The 20031-nt window shown below is 67.1% G+C and carries 17 protein-coding genes and 1 riboswitch; of the genes, 12 read left to right on the top strand and 5 right to left on the bottom strand.

The genetic code is table 11. The annotated features are described in order from the left end of the window. The first annotated feature begins 27 nt into the window (after nt 1–27). A complete protein-coding gene (locus QW845_RS06305) occupies nt 28–747 on the top strand; it encodes a hypothetical protein (RefSeq protein WP_315800755.1) in 720 nt (239 codons plus the stop codon). Nucleotides 748–968: 221 nt separating this feature from the next. Next, nucleotides 969–1463 (top strand): L,D-transpeptidase, encoded by a 495-nt coding sequence (locus QW845_RS06310; RefSeq protein ID WP_315800926.1) that lies wholly within the window; start codon nt 969–971, stop codon nt 1461–1463. Between the two features lie 74 nt (nt 1464–1537). Here QW845_RS06310 and QW845_RS06315 read toward each other — a convergent pair whose 3' ends face one another. Continuing rightward, entirely contained in the window at nt 1538–1774 is a 237-nt protein-coding gene (locus tag QW845_RS06315) for a DUF1674 domain-containing protein (protein ID WP_315800756.1), read from the bottom strand. A 195-nt stretch (nt 1775–1969) separates the two neighbouring features. On the opposite strand from QW845_RS06315, the gene QW845_RS06320 reads away from it, so the two are divergent. The 3 genes from QW845_RS06320 to purH all read left to right on the top strand — a co-directional run bounded on the left by QW845_RS06320 (nt 1970) and on the right by purH (nt 7296). Further along, the gene (locus QW845_RS06320; protein WP_315800757.1) at nt 1970–3322 is read left to right on the top strand and encodes an RsmB/NOP family class I SAM-dependent RNA methyltransferase; all 1353 of its coding nucleotides are present in this window, start codon (nt 1970–1972) and stop codon (nt 3320–3322) included. Nucleotides 3323–3567: 245 nt separating this feature from the next. Then, nucleotides 3568–5283: a heparinase II/III family protein gene (locus tag QW845_RS06325; protein ID WP_315800758.1), complete on the top strand. Its 1716-nt coding sequence runs from the start codon at nt 3568–3570 to the stop codon at nt 5281–5283. 315 nt (nt 5284–5598) lie between these two features. Further along, a riboswitch (ZMP/ZTP riboswitch) is annotated at nt 5599–5679 on the top strand. Between the two features lie 24 nt (nt 5680–5703). After that, the gene (gene purH / locus QW845_RS06330) at nt 5704–7296 is read left to right on the top strand and encodes a bifunctional phosphoribosylaminoimidazolecarboxamide formyltransferase/IMP cyclohydrolase (protein WP_315800759.1); all 1593 of its coding nucleotides are present in this window, start codon (nt 5704–5706) and stop codon (nt 7294–7296) included. Between the two features lie 113 nt (nt 7297–7409). On the opposite strand, the gene QW845_RS06335 is transcribed toward purH, so the two are convergent. Beyond that, entirely contained in the window at nt 7410–8819 is a 1410-nt protein-coding gene (locus QW845_RS06335; RefSeq protein WP_315800760.1) for an MFS transporter, read from the bottom strand. A 169-nt stretch (nt 8820–8988) separates the two neighbouring features. On the opposite strand from QW845_RS06335, the gene ggt reads away from it, so the two are divergent. Together ggt and QW845_RS06345 are read left to right on the top strand one after the other, a co-directional pair. Continuing rightward, nucleotides 8989–10695, top strand: coding sequence for a gamma-glutamyltransferase (ggt, locus tag QW845_RS06340; protein WP_315800761.1), 1707 nt, complete (start codon nt 8989–8991; stop codon nt 10693–10695). A gap of 168 nt (nt 10696–10863) precedes the next feature. Further along, nucleotides 10864–12270 carry a serine hydrolase gene (locus QW845_RS06345; RefSeq protein WP_315800762.1) on the top strand — a complete coding sequence of 469 codons (1407 nt, stop codon included), beginning with the start codon at nt 10864–10866 and terminating at the stop codon, nt 12268–12270. Between the two features lie 9 nt (nt 12271–12279). Here QW845_RS06345 and QW845_RS06350 read toward each other — a convergent pair whose 3' ends face one another. Then, nucleotides 12280–12945 (bottom strand): glutathione S-transferase, encoded by a 666-nt coding sequence (locus QW845_RS06350; protein ID WP_315800763.1) that lies wholly within the window; start codon nt 12943–12945, stop codon nt 12280–12282. A gap of 163 nt (nt 12946–13108) precedes the next feature. Between QW845_RS06350 and QW845_RS06355 the strand changes: the two genes are divergently transcribed. The 5 genes from QW845_RS06355 to panE all read left to right on the top strand — a co-directional run bounded on the left by QW845_RS06355 (nt 13109) and on the right by panE (nt 17745). Beyond that, nucleotides 13109–13681: a DUF2239 family protein gene (locus tag QW845_RS06355; RefSeq protein ID WP_315800764.1), complete on the top strand. Its 573-nt coding sequence runs from the start codon at nt 13109–13111 to the stop codon at nt 13679–13681. 151 nt (nt 13682–13832) lie between these two features. After that, a complete protein-coding gene (locus QW845_RS06360) occupies nt 13833–15146 on the top strand; it encodes an MATE family efflux transporter (RefSeq protein ID WP_315800927.1) in 1314 nt (437 codons plus the stop codon). A 103-nt stretch (nt 15147–15249) separates the two neighbouring features. Further along, entirely contained in the window at nt 15250–15858 is a 609-nt protein-coding gene (locus QW845_RS06365; RefSeq protein ID WP_315800765.1) for a 2-hydroxychromene-2-carboxylate isomerase, read from the top strand. A gap of 112 nt (nt 15859–15970) precedes the next feature. Then, on the top strand, nt 15971–16708 hold the full coding sequence (locus QW845_RS06370) for an SDR family oxidoreductase (RefSeq protein WP_315800766.1): 738 nt from the start codon (nt 15971–15973) through the stop codon (nt 16706–16708). Nucleotides 16709–16821: 113 nt separating this feature from the next. Next, the gene (gene panE / locus QW845_RS06375; RefSeq protein ID WP_315800767.1) at nt 16822–17745 is read left to right on the top strand and encodes a 2-dehydropantoate 2-reductase; all 924 of its coding nucleotides are present in this window, start codon (nt 16822–16824) and stop codon (nt 17743–17745) included. A gap of 250 nt (nt 17746–17995) precedes the next feature. On the opposite strand, the gene QW845_RS06380 is transcribed toward panE, so the two are convergent. Together QW845_RS06380 and QW845_RS06385 are read right to left on the bottom strand one after the other, a co-directional pair. Beyond that, complete coding sequence (locus tag QW845_RS06380; protein ID WP_315800768.1) at nt 17996–18583, bottom strand: c-type cytochrome; 588 nt, start codon at nt 18581–18583, stop codon at nt 17996–17998. A 131-nt stretch (nt 18584–18714) separates the two neighbouring features. Continuing rightward, a complete protein-coding gene (locus QW845_RS06385) occupies nt 18715–19992 on the bottom strand; it encodes a PQQ-dependent sugar dehydrogenase (protein WP_315800769.1) in 1278 nt (425 codons plus the stop codon). Nucleotides 19993–20031: the final 39 nt, after the last annotated feature.

Below are 20031 nucleotides of genomic sequence, written 5' to 3' on the forward strand. Positions count from 1 at the left end.
GGGATCGGTCCTTCGACGGCGCAGCTCATGCCGCAGTCGCCGGAGCTGAAGAGTTCGGTCGCGTTCTTCTACCGGGATCCGCGCATCGAGGGCCTGGCCCACGTGTTCGCGACCCTGAAGTCGGAAGGGCGGGATTGGACCGCCTACCCGCCGGTGACCGGGCTGTTGGCGCGGTCCTTCGCGCTGCATCCCGACTGGATCGATCGGCTGGCGCCGCCCGAGGGAGACGGCAAGGCGGCTTCGGCCTTCCTGGCCGCGGTCCGGCTCTCGGGACATGCCGCTGAGGCTGGCAGGTTTCGCGGCCGTTTCGGCGCCAGCGCCCTCGACGCCACGCTGGAGGATCAGTTCGGCAGCGCTCCCGCCCGGCTCGAGGACATCACGATCAGGACCCCGACCGACCTGGACCTGCTGTGGGGCGCCTCGTTCGCTGAAGGCGACGGCCGCTATGTGCGCATGATCCTCGACTTCTTCGCCTCCATCACCAATCAGTCCGAGCTCATCGCGCTCGACACCGCCCGTCTCACGGTGGCCATGGTCGGCGGTCCGAAGGACATCTACGACACGCTGGAGCAGCGCTACGACGCGGCCCAGCGCGGCCGGATGGTGGTTGCGGCCGCAGCCCTGTGGGCCATCGGATCGAACGTGCGCCAGCACGACTACGTCCGCCAGGCGACGTCCGACTACATCCACGATCATCCGCGCACATTCGCCGTCCGGGCGCTGTCGGCGATCACCCGCCTCAAATAGATTGCACGTGCCCGGCCGGGTTCGCTCCGCTGGCCCCGCCGGCGAATCCGTGTTGCGGGCCGGATTCCGGCCGAGTGTTGTTTTCAGGTCATTTACTTGCAGAGGAAGTTTTCATTTCCTCCAGCCATCCGAGTGCTCCCGCAAGAGCGGAGGTCGCAGCGATGGGGCGAAGAGGAATGGCGAGGCCGATTGGAGCGATCGGGCCGGCCGTGAAGGCGGCGATGATGGCCGCGTCGGTGGTCGGAGCCATGGTCACGACGGCCGACTCTGCGTCCGCCCGTCCCGAGCTGGTCAGCATCGCCGGCGACTATTCGCCCGGCACGATCGTGGTGAAGACCGGCGAGCGCAAGCTCTACCTCGTGCTCGATGGCAGCCACGCCATGCGCTACACGGTCGGCGTCGGCAAGGCCGGCCGGCAATGGGCCGGCACCACCAAGATCGACGGCAAGTACAGGAATCCGGCCTGGGCGCCGCCGGCCGACGTCAAGCGCGACAAGCCCAACATCCCCGACGTGATCCCCGGCGGCTCGCCGCAGAATCCGATGGGCGTCGCCGCCATGACGCTCGCGGGCGGCGAATATGCCATCCACGGCACCAATGTGCCGAACTCGGTCGGCGGCTACGTCTCCTACGGCTGCATCCGCATGCTGAACAGCGATATCACCGACCTCTACGAGCGCGTGTCGATCGGCACCACGGTGGTCGTGACCCGCTGAAGCCGAAGCGGCCGAACTGATTCTCCGTCCCCCGCGCCATCACCATGCCTGACGGCGCGCGCCCGGCGGATGTATCAGAAGTCCGAGATGATTCCCTTTTTCTCCCAGTCGCCGTAGCGGGTCGGCTCCGGTCCCTTCGGACCCTGCAGCTCCCTCGGCATCGGCGTCGCCTGCTCGGCCGCGAGACGACGCCGCTCCTCCGCCTCGGCCAGCGCACGCTGCGCGGCCGGAGTGAGCAGCTTGCGCGGATTGTCGTTGCTGGCGACCACCGACAATGCGGGCTTGCGCTCGTTGTTGGGTTCGTTGCTCATCGTACCATTCCACCGTTGCACCGGATCCTTCCCGACATCATCAGATCGTGTGAGCACGCCGGGGAAAACAGGTCTAAAAAAAGCGGAGCCGATTCTTACATTTGGCATATTCCGGTGACAGAGGACCCGCAAGCTGATGGCATGCACCCGATGGTCGCGGAACTGCCTTTCTTCTTTCGCGAGTAATTCCCAGGCATGCCTCCGCCGCGTTTTGCGACCCCTTCCGAAGTCCCAGGCCTGGCGGCACGACGCATCGCCGCCGACGTGGTCGACGGCGTGCTGCACAAGCATCGCACCCTCGACGATCAGCTCGACGGAACCGGCGCGCATCCCGGACTGAAGCATCTCGCCGACCGCGACCGCGCGCTGATGCGCCGGCTGGTCGCCACGACCTTGCGGCGGCTCGGAACGCTCGGCCACGTGCTGTCGCGGCTGCTGGATCGTGGCGTGCCGACCGACGCGCCGCGGGCGCAAAGCGCGCTGCTGATCGGCGCCGCCCAGATCCTCTGGATGGACGTTCCCGACCACGCCGCCGTCGACCTCTCCGTCCGCCTGGTGCAGGCCGACCGTCGCGCCGCGAAATATGCCGGACTCGTCAACGCGGTGCTGCGGCGCTGCGCCCGCGAGGGCGCGAGCCTGCTCGACGATGCCACCGGTCAGCCGCTTGATATCGCGCCCTGGCTGCTCAAGCGCTGGATCGATCATTACGGCGAAGCGACCGCCAGGGACATCGCCGCGGCGCTCGGCCAGGAGCCGTCGCTCGACCTCACGGTGAAGTCGGACCCCGGGCAATGGGCGTCGCGGCTGCACGGCGAGGTGCTGCCGACCGGCACCGTGCGCACCGTGCTGCATGGCTCGGTGACGGTGCTGCCGGGCTTCGCCGAGGGACAATGGTGGGTGCAGGACGCCGCTGCCGCCCTTCCCGCGCGCCTGCTCGGCGACGTCAGCGGCAAGACCATCGCCGATCTCTGCGCGGCGCCGGGCGGCAAGACCGCCCAGCTCGCCCATGCCGGCGCCCGCGTCACCGCGGTCGACCGGTCGCCGGCCCGGATGAACCGGCTGAAGGACAACATGGCCCGGCTGCAGCTCGCGGCCGAGACGGTGGTGGCCGACGCCGCCGAATGGCAGCCGGCCGAGAGCGGCGGCTTCGACGGCCTGCTGCTCGATGCGCCCTGCACCTCGACCGGCACGATCCGGCGCCATCCCGACGTCGGCTGGTTGCGCAGCGAGGCCGACGTCACCGCATTGTCGGGCCTGCAGACGCGGCTGCTGACCAGGGCGGCCAGCCTGCTCAAGCCGGGCGGAACCCTGGTCTACTGCACCTGCTCGCTGGAGCCCGAGGAGGGCGAGCAGGTGGTCGAGCGCGTGCTCGCCGAAACCACCGAGCTGCGCCGCATCCCCGTCACCCCCGGCGAGGTGGCGGGACTGGCCGAGCTGGTCACGCCGGCCGGCGACCTGCGCACCCTGCCCTGTCATTTGCCGCACCAGGACCCCCGGCTTGGCGGTCTCGACGGTTTTTATGCGGCGAGACTGGAGCGGCGGCCGTGAGCGTGTCATCGTGTGCGCTCTGCGCCGGCCCTGCGTCGGCCGCGCTTTGAGGGCGTCGGCGTTGCGTTAGTCCGTTTATATCCTGATTTTGCACCAGATTCTGGTCCCGCGATGGTGCTGCACCGGGGCCAAAAATGGTGTATCGGCGGCAGTTGCGATCTATGAAGGATGCGCAACCGAATCCCCCTCTGAATCCAAGGCTTGGCGTGTCCGCCGCTCAACGCAGACGCATATCGACGCTGGTGATGGGCCGCTTTGCGCGCAGCCTGATGTCCAACGTCAGCGGTGTATCGGTATCCGTGTCCGGGCTGTGGCCAGGACGCGCGGACCGGCTCATCATTGCGCCGCATGACCTGCGCACGTCGGACGCGACGCGGGCGGCCGAGATCTATGCCGGACGCTTCGTCTTCGCCGGCAAGATCGTGACCTGCCACGGCCGTTCGATCTTCGACCTGGAGCCGCCGTCCGAGGACTGGGAGGTGGCCCTGCTCGGCTTCGGCTGGCTGCGACATCTGCGCGCAGCCGATACCGCGCTGACCCGCGCCAACGCCCGCGCTTTGGTCGACGACTGGATCACCAACCAGATCGGCCGCCATCCCTTGAGCCGGCGCGCCGACGTGCTGGCGCGGCGGGTGATCTCGCTGTTGTCGCAGGCCCCGCTGGTGCTGGCCGATTCCGACGGCAAGTTCTACCGCCGCTACCTGCGCGGGCTGACCCGCGAGATCCGCTATCTGCGCTATTCGACCATCGACATTCCCGATGGCGCGCCGCGGCTGCAGGTGCTGATTGCGCTGTGCTACGCGGCGCTGTGCCTCGCCAACCAGGCCAAGCACATCCGCAGCGCGACCCGGAAACTCTCGGACGAATTGCAGCGGCAGATCCTGCCCGATGGCGGCCACGTCTCGCGCAATCCGGGCGCGCTGATCGAGCTCTTGATCGACCTGCTGCCGCTGCGGCAGACGTTTGCGGCCCGCAACATCGCGCCGCCGCCGGCGCTGCTCAATGCCATCGACCGCATGATGCCGATGCTGCGCTTCTTCCGGCACGGCGACGGCAACATGGCGCTGTTCAACGGCATGGGCGGCACCCCGTCCGACCTGCTGGCGACCCTGCTCGCCTATGACGACACCCACGGCACGCCGATGGCGAGCATGCCGCATTCCGGCTTCCAGCGGCTCGACGCCGGACCGATGACGGTCATCGTCGACACCGGTCCGCCGCCGCCACCGCATCTGAGCCATGAGGCCCATGCCGGCTGCCTCGCCTTCGAGATGTCCTCCGGACCGTGCCGCATCGTGATCAATTGCGGCATGCCGTCGACCGGTCGCGACAATTGGCGTGCCTTCGCGCGCAGCACGGTGGCGCATTCGACGCTGACCTATCACAACACCTCGTCCTGCACTTTCGTCGAGATGTCGGCGATGAAGCGCCTGCTGCACGGCGCGCCGATCGTGTCGGGCCCGACGCGGGTGGAGAACTTCCGCGAGATCGTGCCCGACGGCACCGTGCTGTCGACCTCGCATAACGGTTACGCGGCCAAATTCGGCCTGATCCATCGCCGCGTGCTGGTGGCCGCCGAGGACGGTTCGCGGCTCGACGGCGAGGACACCGTGACGCCGGCGCAGGGCGCGCGGCTGCGTGGCGGCGGCTCGGACTACGCGTTGCGCTTCCATCTGCATCCCGCGGTCAAGGCAAGCCGGCTCAGCGACGGCCGCGGCGCCATGCTGGTACTGCCCAATCGCGAGGTCTGGACGTTCGAGACGTTCGACGACCGCGTCGATCTCGAGGACAGCGTGTTTCTCGCCGGCAATGACGGTCCGCGCCGCACCACCCAACTGGTGATCCGGCAGGACGCGCAGCAGGTCCCGTCGATCCGCTGGAGCTTCGTCCGCTCGTCGGCGTCGCCGACCGAAACCAACGGGCGCCGCAACGCGCGGAGAGAGCCGGAACTGCCGCTGTGAGCGGTACAGCGCCAAGGAATGAGCCGACGAATCGTGCTGCGAGATGCACGCTATATCTGCACGGACAGTAGGCTCCCTCTCCCCTTACTTACGGGGAGAGGGTCGGGTGAGGGGCAGACGCACGGGAAGTGCACGTGGCGAGACCTGTACCCCTTCACCCGGATTGCATCTGGCGATGCAATCCGACCTCTCCCCGCAAGCGGGGCGAGGTAAGGGCACCGCCTGCGACGCGCGTTCGAGCCAACATGAGCGCTCAATCGATCCCGAGCACACACACCTCCCCGTTGTCGCCATCGGCAAAAGCTGATATGAGGCCGGCTCTCGCGCGACTGGCGACTTTGGATGGAGCACCATCGGGGAGCGCGGGATCGACCGCCGTGCGCCTGGGCAAATTGAACTCCTGCAACAGGACTCTTTGCCATGACAAACCAGCTTCGTCGCGTTCGCCGTGCTCTGCTCTCCGTTTCCGACAAGACCCGCCTCGCCGACTTCGCGCTGGCGCTCGCTGCGCGCGGCGTCGAACTGATCTCCACCGGCGGCACCGCCAAGGCCATTGCCGAGGCCGGCCTGAAGGTGAAGGACGTCTCCGACCTCACCGGCTTTCCCGAGATGATGGACGGTCGCGTCAAGACGCTGCATCCCAAGGTGCATGGCGGCCTGCTCGCCATCCGCGGCAATGACGAGCACACCGAGGCGATGAAGGCGCACAACATCGCGCCGATCGATCTCCTCGTCGTCAATCTCTATCCGTTCGAGGCCACCGCCGAGCGCGGCGCGTCGTTCAGCGACTGCATCGAGAACATCGATATCGGCGGCCCGGCGATGATCCGCGCGGCCTCGAAGAACCACGAGGATGTCGCGGTCGTCGTCGACGTCAACGACTACGAGGCCGTGCTCGAGGACCTCGCGCGCCACGAGGGCTCGACCACCTTGCTGCTGCGCCGCCGGCTTGCCGCCAAGGCCTATGCGCGCACCGCCGCCTATGATGCTGCGATCTCCAACTGGTTCGCCGCCACCATCCAGAACGACGCGCCCGACTACCGGGCCTTCGGCGGCAAGCTGATCCAGTCGCTGCGCTATGGCGAGAACCCGCACCAGCATGCGGCGTTCTACGCGCTGCCCGGCCGCCGTCCCGGCGTCGCCACCGCGCGCCAACTGCAGGGTAAGGAGCTGTCCTACAACAACATCAACGACACCGATGCGGCCTATGAGTGCATCGCCGAGTTCGACCCGGCGCGCACCGCGGCCTGCGTCATCGTCAAGCACGCCAATCCCTGCGGCGTCGCCGAAGGCCCCGATCTCGTCACCGCCTATCAGAAGGCGCTGGCCTGCGACTCGACCTCGGCGTTCGGCGGCATCATCGCGATGAACCGCAAGCTCGACGCCGCCACCGCGCGCGCCATCACCGGCATCTTCACCGAGGTGATCATCGCGCCCGACGCCACCGACGAGGCGATCTCGATCATCGCAGCGCGCAAGAACCTGCGGCTGCTGCTCGCCGGCGCCCTGCCCGATCCGCGCGAAGCCGGCCTCACCGCCAAGACCGTGGCCGGCGGCCTGCTGGTGCAGAGCCGCGACAATGCCGTCGTCGATGACATGGAGCTGAAGGTGGTGACCAAGCGCGCCCCCACCGACGCCGAGCTGCGCGACCTGCGCTTCGCCTTCCGCGTCGCCAAGCATGTCAAGTCGAACACGATCGTCTACGCCAAGGATTCGGCGACCGTCGGCATCGGCGCCGGACAGATGAGCCGGGTGGATTCGGCGCGCATCGCCGCACGCAAGGCGCTGGATGCGGCCAGCGCGCTCAAGCTCGCCGAGCCGCTGACCAAGGGCTCGGTGGTCGCCTCCGACGCGTTCTTCCCGTTCGCCGACGGCATGCTGGCCTGCATCGAGGCCGGTGCCACCGCCGTGATCCAGCCGGGCGGATCGGTGCGCGACGACGAGGTCATCAAGGCCGCCGACGAGCACGGCATCGCCATGGTGCTCACCGGCGTCCGGCACTTCCGGCACTGAGCGCCTTCACCGTCGTTCCGGGGCGCGCGCAGCGCGACCCCGGAATCCGGAGCCGAGGCGCGAGATTCCGGGTTCGTTGCTGCGCGACGCCCCGGAATGCCCCCGGAGAGAGTTCAGGCAGCCCGCTCCGCAGGACGATCTGAACTCACGCGCGCCAGCAACAGCAATCCGGTCGCGAAGAACAGCACCAGCACCGCCATGCCGGCCTTCTGACTCGCAGTGACCGCGGTGATGGTGCCGATCAGCAATGGCCCGATGAACGACGTCACCTTGCCGGTGAGCGCGAACATGCCGAAATACTGCGCGACGCGCTCCTTCGGCACCATGCGGATCAGCAGCGAGCGCGAGGCCGCCTGCAGCGGCGCGCCGCAGGCGCCGATGACGCAGCCGAGCAGGAGGTAGGCGCGCTCCGGCAGCGAGGCGAACAGCGGGCCGCCCGGCACGGCCGGCGTCACCGGAATGAACAGAACCGAATCACGGCTCACCATGAGAATCGCGACGATCGCGAGCAGCAGCAGCGTCATGCTGCCGGCGATCACACGCTTCGGCCCGAGAAAATCATCCAGCTTGCCGCCGAGCCAGCCACCGAACGTGCCGGCGGCGGCGAGGATGATGCCAAAGGTGCCGATCTGGATCGTGTTCCAGCCGAATGTGCCGGCGGCATAGATGCCGCCGAAAGCGAACAGCGACACCAGCCCATCGGTGTAGATCATGTTGGCGAGGAGAAAGAGTGCAACGTCACGCTGCTGCGGCAGGCTGCGCAGCGTCTGCTTCAGTTGACCGAGCCCCTCGCGCACGGCCGCGCCCAGCCGGTGCCGTGCCGGAAAGTCCGGTGTGAACAGGAACATCGGCAGCACGAACACGATGAACCAGAGCCCCGTGAGCGGACCGGAGATGCGGTCGCCTTCATGGCTCACGGGATCGAGCCCGAACAGCGGCTTGAATCCAAACAGCGTGCGGCCGCTGTCGGGATTGGCGGCGAGAAAGCCGAGCACGATGATGAGCGAGAGGATGCCGCCGACATAACCGGTGGCCCATCCGGTGCCGGATAGCCGGCCGATGCGTTCCGGCGGCACCAGGGTCGGCATCATCGCGTTGTTGAACACGGTGGCGAACTCGACGCCGATGGTGGCGATCACATAGGCCGCGAGCAGCGGCGGGATCAGCTCGGGCGCGCCGGGGCGCCCGATCCACATCAGCGAGGCGCCGATCACGAGCAGCGCGCCGAACGCCGCGATCCACGGCTTGCGGCGCCCGGTGGCATCGGCGATGGCGCCGAACACCGGTGACAGCAGCGCGATGACGATGCCGGCCGCGGCGGTCGCAAAGCCCCACAGCGCCTGGCCGCTCGCCGCGTCCGGCGCGACATGCGCCGCGAAATAGGGCGCGAAGACGAAGGTCGTGATCAGCGTGAAATAGGGCTGCGCCGCCCAATCGAACAAGATCCAGCTGACGACGGCCGCGCGCCCGGGATAGATTCGGCCGTCGGCAGTGCCAGAGGTCTCGATCGTGATGACGGCCATTCGAAAATCCTCTGCAATCCCAGCGTCGCGTCTCGCGACGATCACGGCGTTGCGTTTTACGCCGGCGACCCGGCCCTATAACATCTGACGATCCCAGGCGGATGTCAGCAACGGCAGAATTGCGATGACCACGTTCACGATTGATCGACGACGGCTCCTTGCGGGTTTCATGCTGTTGCTGGCCGGCTGCCTGCCCGCGCGGGCGCTGGATTCGCAAACCTTCGATATCCCGCAGCCACCCGGTATCACCGCGCCGGCGCAGCCGCCCGCCCATGGCATGGTGGTGGCACAGGAGAGGATCGCAGCCGAAGTCGGCCAGCGCATTCTCGCGCTCGGCGGCAACGCGGTCGATGCCGCCGTTGCCACCGGCTTTGCGATGGCCGTCACCTATCCGGTTGCCGGCAACATCGGCGGCGGCGGCTTCATGGTCATCCACATCGCCAAGTCCAACGAGGATATCGCGATCGACTATCGCGAGACCGGTCCCGCCGCGATCACGCGCGACATCTTCCTCGGCGCCGACGGCAAGCCCGACAACGCCAAGTCGCGCGATTCGGCGCTGTCGATCGGCGTCCCCGGATCGGTGGCGGGTCTCGCGTTGGCGCTGGAGAAATACGGCTCGGGCAAATTCACGCTGGCGCAGGTGCTGCAGCCGGCGATCGTGCTGGCACGCGACGGCATCCCCGTCGCCGACGACGTCGCCGTGACGCTGCCGATGATGGCGCCGCGGCTGGCGAAATGGAAATCATCGGCCGCGATCTTCATGCGGCCCGATGGCACCGTGCTGAAGGATGGAGACCGGCTGATCCAGCGCGATCTGGCGGCGACGCTCACCGCCATCGCCGAGCAGGGACCGCGCGGATTTTATGAAGGGCCGGTCGCCAACCAGCTCGCCAAGGCGATCCAGGATGCCGGCGGCATCATGACGGCGGACGATCTCAAATCCTACCAGCCGGTGCTGCGCACGCCGGTGCGCGGCACCTATCGCGGCTATGACATCGTGTCGATGCCGCTGCCGTCGTCGGGCGGCACCGTGCTGGTCGAGATGCTCAACATCCTCGAGGGCTTTCCGCTCGCTGAGCTGAAGCAGGGCTCGCCCGAGTCGCTGCATCTGCTGATCGAGGCGATGAAGCGCGCCTATGCCGACCGCGCGCGCTATCTCGGCGATCCCGCCTTCGTCGACGCGCCGGTGCGCGCGATGCTGTCGAAGGACTATGCCGCGCGCCAGCGCGCCGGCATCGATCCCGCGCACGCCACCAGCGCAGGCGACGTTCTCAACACCAAGCCGCTGCGCGAGGGCAGCAACACCACGCATTTTTCGGTGGTCGACAATGACGGAAATGCCGTCAGCAACACCTACACGCTGAACTTCCCCTATGGCGTCGGCCTCGTCGCCGACGGCACCGGCGTGCTGCTCAACAACGAGCTCGACGATTTCACCGCCGCGCCAGGCGCCGCCAATGCCTTCGGCCTGGTCGGCTTCGAGGCCAACCTGCCGGGCCCCGGCAAGCGGCCGCTGTCGTCGATGTCGCCGACCATCGTGCTGAAGGACGGCAAGCCCGTGCTCGTCACCGGCTCGCCGGGCGGCAGCCGCATCATCTCGACCGTGCTTCAGGTGATCGTCAACGTCCTCGACTATCGGATGGACGTCCGCCAGGCCGTCGCCGCGCCTCGCCTGCATCACCAATGGATGCCCGACGAGGTTAGAATCGAGAAAGGCTTCGCCGATGACGTGCTCGCCGGTCTGCGCGCCCGCGGCCACAAGATCGAGGAGCCGATGGGACGGACCTCGGCCAACTCCATCCTGGTGACGCCGGATGGATTCGTCGGCGCGCCCGATCCGCGCAGCAAGGGCGCCACCGCGGCCGGGCGCTGAGGCGCCCGGTTCCTGGCCGATAGGAGGAGATCGTGGCCCGGATGACGATTTGCCGCCGCCCGGCGGGGCCCTGCACCAGCTTCCCTCCGTTGGCGTGGTGACCGAGGCGCGTTAGAAGCATACCAGGGCGCAGCGAGGCTCGCCCGCGAGACGGCGTCGGACGTTCTGGTGCATTTGCGAAGATTCGTGGTCGGTCTGTTGGTGTTTGCGGCCCTGCTGGTGGCGGGGTGGCTCACCTATCGGCCTGACCGGGCGCTGCGCGTCGCGACCACCGTGGTCGCCGAGATGATCTGCGCCAAGACCTACGTCTCCGGCCTCGATCCGCAGACGGTGTTTGCGGAGACCATGGAACGGCCCGGTCTGCGCCGGTTGCGGGCCGTGATGCGCTACCGGGTGGAGCCCGACATGCGCATGGTGGAGGTGTCGCTGCTCGGCCTGCACGCCACCCGGGCCTCGTATCACGACGGTCTCGGTTGCGTGACGCTTCAGGGTCAGAAGCCGCCTTACGTGCCCCACACCGACGTCGCTGCGCTGCGCGCCGCCGCGCCTGCTCCCGCCTTGCCCGACTTCGCCGAAGACGCTGCGGTGGAGCCCAGCGATCCCGCGCTGAAGGCGGCGCTCGATCACGCCTTCGAGGAGCCGGCCAGCCCGCCATTCCGCCGCACCAAGGCGATCGTCGTCGTCAAGGACGGTCGCCTGATCGCGGAACGCTATGCGCCGAACATCGGCGTCGATACCCCGCTCATGGGCTTCTCGATGACCAAGACGGTCACCAATGCACTGCTGGGCATCCTCATCCGGCAGGGCAGACTGAGCCCGTCGAACCCGGCGCCGGTCCCGGAATGGCGCGAGCCAAGGGATCCGCGCCACGACATCACCATCGAACAGTTGATGCGCATGACGTCAGGCCTGGCGCTGGACGAAACCAATTCCGGCTTCGATCCGTCGAGCCAGATGGACATCCACCGCGACATGGCGGCGTTCGCGGTGCATGCGCCGCTGATCGCGCCGCCCGGCCAGCGCTGGGCCTATTCGAGCGCGAGCACCCAGATCCTGGCGCGCATCATCCGCGACGCCGCCGGCGGTCCCGAGCAGGCGATCGAATTCGCGTGGCGCGAGCTGTTCCATCCGCTCGGCATGCGCAGCGCGACGCTGCAGTTCGACGGCACCGGCACGCTGCAAGGTTACGGCAACATGCTGGCGAGCGCGCGGGACTGGGCGAAGCTGGGGCTGCTCTATCTCGGCGACGGCGTCGCCGGGGACAAGCGCATCCTGCCCGAGGGCTGGGTGGCGATGTCGGCGACCGCGACGCTGGACACCGACTATGGCGCGGGATTGTGGACCAACCGCAGCCAGCACGTTCACGCGCTGGGACGGGCGCGCGCCGGCGTTCCGGCGGATGCGTTCTTCGCCTTTGGCCTGCTCGGCCAGCGGCTCGTGATCATGCCGAGCCAGCGCATGGTGGTGGCCCGGCTCGGTGATTCCATCGACCCGGACGGCGACATCAAGGGCGTCGCGCGGCTGGTGCGCGAGGTGATCGCGGCGACGGAAGCCACCGCCGCGCAATCGAAATAGAGCCGGGGCTCAGCGGCCGACCTCGTAGGGCCCGCCCTTCTCCAGCGCGATCTTGTAGGCCGGCCGTGCCTCGATGCGGGCGAGGAAATCCATCGCCCGCGGATGGCCCTGCTCCAGTCCGCCGCGCGATGCCGCCGCCTGCAGCGGGAAGCTCATCTGGATGTCGGCCGCGGTGAACGAATCGCCCGCAAACCACTCGCTCTTCTGCAGCTCGCTTTCCCAGAACGCCATGTGCTGCTTCAATTGCGGATTGACCAGCGTGCTCAACGCCTGGTTCGACACCTTGCGCACGATCGGACGCAGCAGCGCCGGCGCGCGCTTCGGCATGATGTTGAACAGCAGCTTCAGCAGCAGCAGCGGCATCGCCGAGCCCTCTGCATAGTGCAGCCAGTACGAATAGCGCAGCCGCTCCGGCGTCTTCGACGGCGGGATCAGGCGGCCATCGCCATAGGTCTCGACGAGATATTCGACGATCGCGCCGGACTCCGCGACCGTGTTGCCGTTGTCGGTAATCACGGGCGACTTGCCGAGCGGATGAATGGCGCGCAGCTCCTTGGGCGCGCGCATGTCCGGCTGGCGCTCGTAGCGAATGATCTCGTAGGGGACGCCGAGCTCCTCGAGCAGCCAGAGCACGCGTTGCGAGCGGGAATTGTTGAGGTGGTGAACGGTGAGCATGGGGTTCCCAGGGACGGATCGAGTGGCGGGCGCCGTTCCGTAGCAGGACGGCACGGGTTCGGCGAGGCGTCCTCGGCACTGGAGGAGGGCCACAATAATTATCCGGGTAATATTGACTTTAATTTCGCCCGGGTCTTATTAAGCGCATCAACGGGACCAAGCCATGGACACTTTCACCGCATTTGCCGGCCAGACCCGGATCGCCGCCGGGCCCCTGCCCAAGGTGGCGCTGGTGCTGAAACACGCCGCGCCGAACATCGAGCCGATCGTGATCTTCAACGACCGCACCGGGCAGCCGATCGACATCGATCTGCGCGGCAGCGACCGGGATATCCTGGCCCGCCTGCCGGTCGACGCCGGCGTGGTCGCAGACCAGCCGCCGACCGGGCCGCGCGGCCGCGGCCGGCCAAAGCTCGGGGTCGTGGCCCGCGAGGTCACGTTGCTGCCGCAGCACTGGGAATGGCTCAATGCGCAGCCGGGCGGCGCCTCGGTCGCCCTGCGCAAGCTGGTCCACGAAGCCCGCCGCGCCAACGGCGACAGCGACCGCGCCCGCGAGGCGCGCGACGCGGCCTATCATTTCATGTCGGGGATCGGCAGCAACCTGCCACAGTTCGAGGAGGCGTCCCGCGCGCTGTTCGCCGGCGATCTCGCCCGCTTCGCCGGCTTGATCGCGGACTGGCCGGCCGACATCCGCGACCATGCAGTGGCGCTCGCGCATCGCCACAGGGCCGAGTGAGATCGGCTGATTTCGACAGTCAACGAGAGCGGCCGCTCGCGGCGGCTCTCGCTTCCATTCCTCGCAACACGGCCGTGCCTCGAACGAAGGGCGGTCGACGGAGAACCACGCCGTGTCGCCGCCAACCGCCTCGCTGCGCAAGCCGTTCCTGATGTTCGTCGTCCCGATGATGCTGAGCAATATCCTGCAATCGCTGTTCGGCACCATCAACAATGTCTATCTCGGCCAGATGATCGGCGTCGATGCGCTCGCCGCGGTCTCGGTGTTCTTCCCGGCGATGTTCTTCTTCGTCTCCTTCGTCATGGGCCTCGGCTCGGGCGCCGGCGTCCTGATCGGACAGGCCTGGGGCGCCGGCGAGCCGGCCAAGGTGAAGCAGATCGCCGGCACGACGCTGAGCATCGCGCTGCTGCTCGGCGGCCTGATCGCGGTGCTGGGTGGCGTCTTCAGCCGCGAACTGCTCACCGCCCTCGCCACGCCCGCCAACATCCTGGATGCGGCCGCGGGCTATGCCCGCATCATGATGATCACAATGCCGCTGACCTTCGCCTACATCCTGCTGTCGTCACAGATGCGCGGCGTCGGCGACACCGTGACGCCGCTGGCCTCGCTCGCTGCATCGACCACGCTCGGCCTGGTGCTGACGCCGGTGTTCATCCGCGGCTGGCTCGGCGCGCCCGTTCTCGGCGTCGCCAGTGCGGCCTGGGCCTCGGCAATCTCGACGCTGACGACGCTGGCCTGGCTCCATCTCCATCTGCGCCGGCGCAAGCACCCGCTGGCGATCGACGCGGCACTCCTGCGGGGCATGCTGCCGGACGCGAAACTGCTGCGGGCGGTGCTGCGGCTGGGCATCCCCGCCGCGATCGGCATGATCGTGATGTCCTTGGCAGAGATGGTGCTGATCGGCCTCGTCAACGGCTTCGGCTCGGACGCGACGGCGGCCTATGGCGCGGTCAACCAGGTGCTCGGCTATGTGCAGTTTCCGGCGCTGTCCATCGCGATCTCGGTCTCGATCTTCGGCGCCCAGGCGATCGGCCGCGGCCAGGCCGGGCAGATCGGCGACATCGTGCGGACCGGCATCGAGATGAATGTCGTGCTGACCGGCGGCCTCGTCGCGATCGGCTATCTGTTCTCACGGGTGCTGATGGGCTTCTTCATCACCGACCCAGCCGTCATCGAGGTGGCGCAGCATTCGCTGCACATCGTGCTGTGGAGCTCGGTGCTGTTCGGCATATCCATCACGTTCTCGTCGGCGATGCGCGCGTCCGGAACGGTGTGGATGCCGCTGGCGATCTCGGCGTTTGCGATCGCCGCGATCGAGGTGCCGGCTGCCACCTGGCTCAGCCGCAGCATCGGACTCGACGGCGTCTGGCTCGCCTATCCCATTACATTCGCCGCGATGATGCTGCTGCAGATGAGCTATTATCTCGTGGTCTGGCGCAAGCGGACGGTGCACAGGATGATCTGATGCACTCCGATGCCTCCCGGCCGCTGGAATATGATGACCGTCATAAAACCCTGGACGGGGCTGCTGCGCTGGACCACAATGTGAAAAACCGAGGAGACCGCCCATGAGCCGTCCAGCGCCAGAATTCATGTTCGACTTCGGCAGTCCCAACGCCTATCTGAGCCACGAGGCGATCCCGGCGATCGTGCAGCGGATCGGCGTCCAGTTCTACTATGTCCCGGTGCTGCTCGGCGGCATCTTCAAGGCGACCAACAACAAGTCGCCCGCCGAGTCGCTCGCCGGCGTCAGGAACAAGCGTGAGTTCCACGAGGTCGAGACGCAGCGTTTCCTCAAGCGCTACCACGTGCAGCCCTGGGTCTGGAATCCATACTTCCCGGTGAATACGCTGAACCTGATGCGCGCGGCCATCGCCGCCCAGCTCGAAGGCGTGTTCGAGGCCTATGTCGACGCGGCGTTCCACCACATGTGGCGCGAGCCGAAGAAGATGGACGATCCCGAGATCGCGATCGCTGCGATCACATCCTCCGGGCTCGACGGGGCCAAGCTGTTCGCGCGCGCCCAGGAGCCCGAGGTCAAGGCGAAGCTCGTGGAGAACACGCAAGCCGCCGTCGAGCGCGGCGCATTCGGTTCGCCCACCTTCTTCGTCGGCAACGAGATGTTCTTCGGCAAGGAGCAGTTGCGCGACGTCGAGGAATATATCCTGGGCAAGTGATCGCCATCATCGCGAGCCGACGGGTCCGCGCGAAGCACGGCCCGACGGGCTCGCCATAGGCGAGACCCGGGGCTACTCGCAATGACGCTGAAGTGAGATCGGGAGACAAAGCATGCAACAGCGCAACGCCACCGTCGCGGTCGTCGGGGCCGGCGACTACATCGGCGCCGAGATCGTCAAGAAGTTCGCGTCGGAAGGCTTCACGGTGTTCGCCGGCCGCCGCAATGGCGACAAGCTCGCGCCGCTGGTCGCGGAGGTCGAGGCCGCCGGCGGGTGGATCGTGGCGCGCTCGCTCGATGCCCGCAAGGAGGACGAGACCACCGCCTTCCTCAATGACGCCGACAGGCATGCGCCGCTCGAGGTCGTGATCTTCAACGTCGGCGCCAACGTGAACTTCCCGATCCTCGAGACGACGGACCGGGTGTTCCGCAAGGTCTGGGAGATGGCGTGCTGGGCCGGCTTCGTCACCGGGCGCGAGGCCGCCCGGCTGATGCTGCCCCGCGGCGACGGCAAGATCTTCTTCACCGGCGCGACCGCGTCGCTGCGCGGCGGCTCCGGCTATGCCGCCTTCGCTTCGGCCAAGTTCGGACTGCGCGCCGTGGCGCAGGCAATGGCGCGCGAACTGATGCCGCAGAACATCCATGTCGCCCATCTCATCATCGATTCCGGCGTCGATACCGCCTGGGTCCGCGAGCGCCGCGCCCAGCTCTGGGGTCAGGAGGCGCTGGACAATCCGGACCTGCTGATGCCGCCGGCGTCGGTCGCCGGTGCCTATTGGCAGCTCTACCAGCAGCCGAAGAGCGCCTGGACCTTCGAAATGGAGATCCGGCCGTTCGGCGAGAAATGGTAGAGGCGAATGGCGAATAGGGAGTAGCGAATAGGAATGGAGCCTATTCCCATTCGCTGCTCGCCATTCGTCACTCGCTTCTGCATGATGCGGCCCGCTCACAGAGGGATCCACCCATGCGTATTCTCGTCGTCGGCGCCGGTGCCATCGGCGGCTATTTCGGCGGCCGGCTGCTGCAGTCCGGTGCCGATGTCACCTTCCTGGTCCGCCCGCGCCGCGCGGCTGAGCTCGCCAGTGCCGGCCTCGTGATCCGCAGTCCGACCGGTGACGTCACCTTGCCCAATCCGAAGACGGTGCAGGCGGACGGTTTGAAGCAGCACTTCGACGTCGTACTGCTGAGCTGCAAGGCGTTTGATCTCGACGACGCGATCGACTCGTTTGCACCCGCGGTGGGACCTGACACCGCGATCATTCCGATGCTGAACGGCATGAGGCACCTCGACGTGCTCGACGCCAGGTTCGGTCGCGCGCGCGTGCTCGGCGGGCTCTGCGCCATCGCCGCGACCTTGAACGAGAGCCGCGAGGTGGTGCAGCTGCAGCCGATGCAGTCGCTGAGCTTCGGCGAACGCGACGGCGGATCATCAGAGCGCGTCCGCGCGATCTTCGAGATTTTCCAGCGCGGCAATTTCAATGCGTCGGCCAGCGAGAACATCATGCAGGACATGTGGGAGAAGTGGGTTTTCCTGTCCTCGCTCGCGGCGTCGACCACCTTGATGCGCGGGCCGGTCGGCGTGATCCTGACCGCGCCGGGCGGCAAGGATTTCCTGCTCGGCATGCTCGATGAATGCAGCGCCACCGCTGCGGCTGCAGGCTACCCTCCGGCCGGCGCCTTCTTCCAGCGCGTTTCCGGCATGCTCACGGCGGAGGGTTCCCCCATGACCGCCTCGATGTTCCGCGATCTGCGCGCCGGCCTGCCGGTCGAGGCCGATCACGTCATCGGCGATCTCGTCGCCCGCGCCGATGCCGCCAAGGTCCCGGTGCCGCGGCTGCGGATTTCATATACTCAGCTGAAGGTGTACGAGGCGCAGCGGGGCAAGTAGTCCCTGACGTTGCGTGGCCTCAAGGGCGGACGCGTAAGTCAGCTCCGGCGCCACCACACACTCCGCCGTCGTCCCGGCCTTGAGCCGGGACCCATACGCCGCGGCCGTGGTGAGGCAGGCGACTGCCAGCGAACTTCCTCGATAGACTCAGCGGTATGGGTCCCGGATCGGCACCCACCGACGCTTCGCGTCGGCGGGCTTGTCCGGGACGACGGCTATGGGTGGCGCGAGGCCTCCAGTCGATCACCCGTCACTGCACATGCGCGAGATAATGCGCGAGCGCCGTGATCTCCTCCGCGCTCAGCGGATAGGCCACATCCGTCATGGCGGCCTGGCTGCCGCCGACACGTTGTCCGCTCTTGTAGTCGTGCAGCGCCTTGACGAGATATTCCTCGCGCTGGCCGGCGAGCCGCGCCACGCCCTTGGTGCCGGCATAGCTGTCGAGATGGCATGAGGCACAGCGGCGACCGGCGGCGGCTTCGGCGCCCTTCTTCGACAGCTCCGGATTATCGTCGGGCGGTGACTTCGCCGGCTGCAGCGAAGCGAAATAGGCGCCGAGGTTGCGGATGTCCTCGTTGTTCAGCTGATCGATGATCGGCTTCATCGCCTCGTTCTTGCGGGTGCCGGCCCGGAAGAACACCAGCTGCCACTGGATGAACTGGTCCTGCTGGCCGGCCAGCGAAGGAATGTTCTCGGTCTGGGAGATGCCGTTCTCGCCATGGCAGCCGACGCAGAGCTCGGCCTTTGCCTTGCCGGCTTCGACATCAGCCGCCTGCGCGGAGGGGCTCATCAACACCAGCGCCAGCACGCATGCCGCAGCGGCAACTCCATGACGCATGTCAAATCCTCCGAATGCCCGGCTTCGCCTGCGCGGCCGGGATCGCCACGCTCAGATCAACGCGCAGCCCCGAAAATAGTTGGGGCTGCGGCCGCCATAAGGCAGCGCGCAGCCCCGCTTTCACGACGAGATCACTTCTTCTCGTAGCTGATGCGATAGATCGCGCCGGCCCAGTCGTCCGCCACCAGGATCGAACCGTCCTTGGCGAGGATGATGTCGTCGGGACGGCCGAGGTAGCCCTGGTCGCCCTCGATGAAGCCGGAAGCGAACACCTCTTGCTTGGCGTCCTTGCCGTCGGGACCGACGATGACGCGCATGATCCGGGCGCCCTGGTACTTGTGCCGGTTCCAGGAGCCGTGCTCGGCGATCAGGATGTTGTTCTTGTACTCCGCCGGGAACTGGTCGCCGGTATAGAACTTCATGCCCAGGGGCGCGACGTGAGCCCCGAGGTTCAGCACCGGAGGCGTGAACTCCGAGCATTTGTGGCCCATCGCGAACTTCGGATCCGGCAGGTCGCCCTGGTGGCAATAGGGATAGCCGAAATGCTCGCCGAGCTTCGAGATCATGTTGAGTTTGTCGCTCGGCAGATCGTCGCTGACCCAGTCGCGCGCATTCTCCGTGAACCAGTATTTGCCGGTGCGCGGATCGACGTCGCCGCCGACGCTGTTGCGCACGCCGAGCGCATAGATCTCGGCATTGCCGGTGCGCGGATCGACGCGGCGGATCTGCGACACCGACGTCGGCGGAATGCCGATGTTGAAGGGCGGTCCGAAGGGAATATAGAACCAGCCGTCCTTGTCGACCGCGATGTATTTCCAGCCATGCGCCGCATAGGACGGCATGTCGTCATAGACGACCTTGCCCTGGCCGAGATTGTCGAGATTGGCCTCGGCATTCTCATATTTGATCAGCTTGTCGACGGCGATGACGTACAGATTGCCGTCCTGGAAGGCGAGGCCGGTCGGCATGTTCAGGCCCTTGAGGACCGTCTTGACCTCGCGCTTGCCGCCCTTGTCGCTGATCGCATAGACGTTGCCGAGCCCGAACGAGCCGACGAACAGCGTGCCCTTGTCGCCCCAGGCCATCTGCCGCGCGGCAAGCACGCCCGAGGCCCAGACTTCCATCTTGAAGCCGTCGGGCAGCTTCACCTGCTTGACGATCTTGGCGAGCTCGGCATCGGAGGCGCCGGTCGGCGGGCCCGATGGCGGCGCCAACCCCTTCTGCGCCTCGGTCTCGTCGCCGAGGAACCAGTCGTCCGGCGGATGCGTCCAGAATTCCTTGGTGCCCGATTCGTACTTTTTGAGCGGCTTACCCGCGTCGGATTTCTGCTGCGCGCCGGCAATGCTGGTGCCGGCGAGAAGACCGATTGTTGCAAGCGCAAGAATGCTTCGGTGGAAAGCCGATGTCATCGCTTCACTCCCATGAGGCAGCTCGTCTGGCTGCGTCTA

This window comes from Bradyrhizobium sp. SZCCHNS3002 (genome assembly GCF_032377435.1).
Taxonomy (GTDB): Bacteria; Pseudomonadota; Alphaproteobacteria; order Rhizobiales; family Xanthobacteraceae; genus Bradyrhizobium.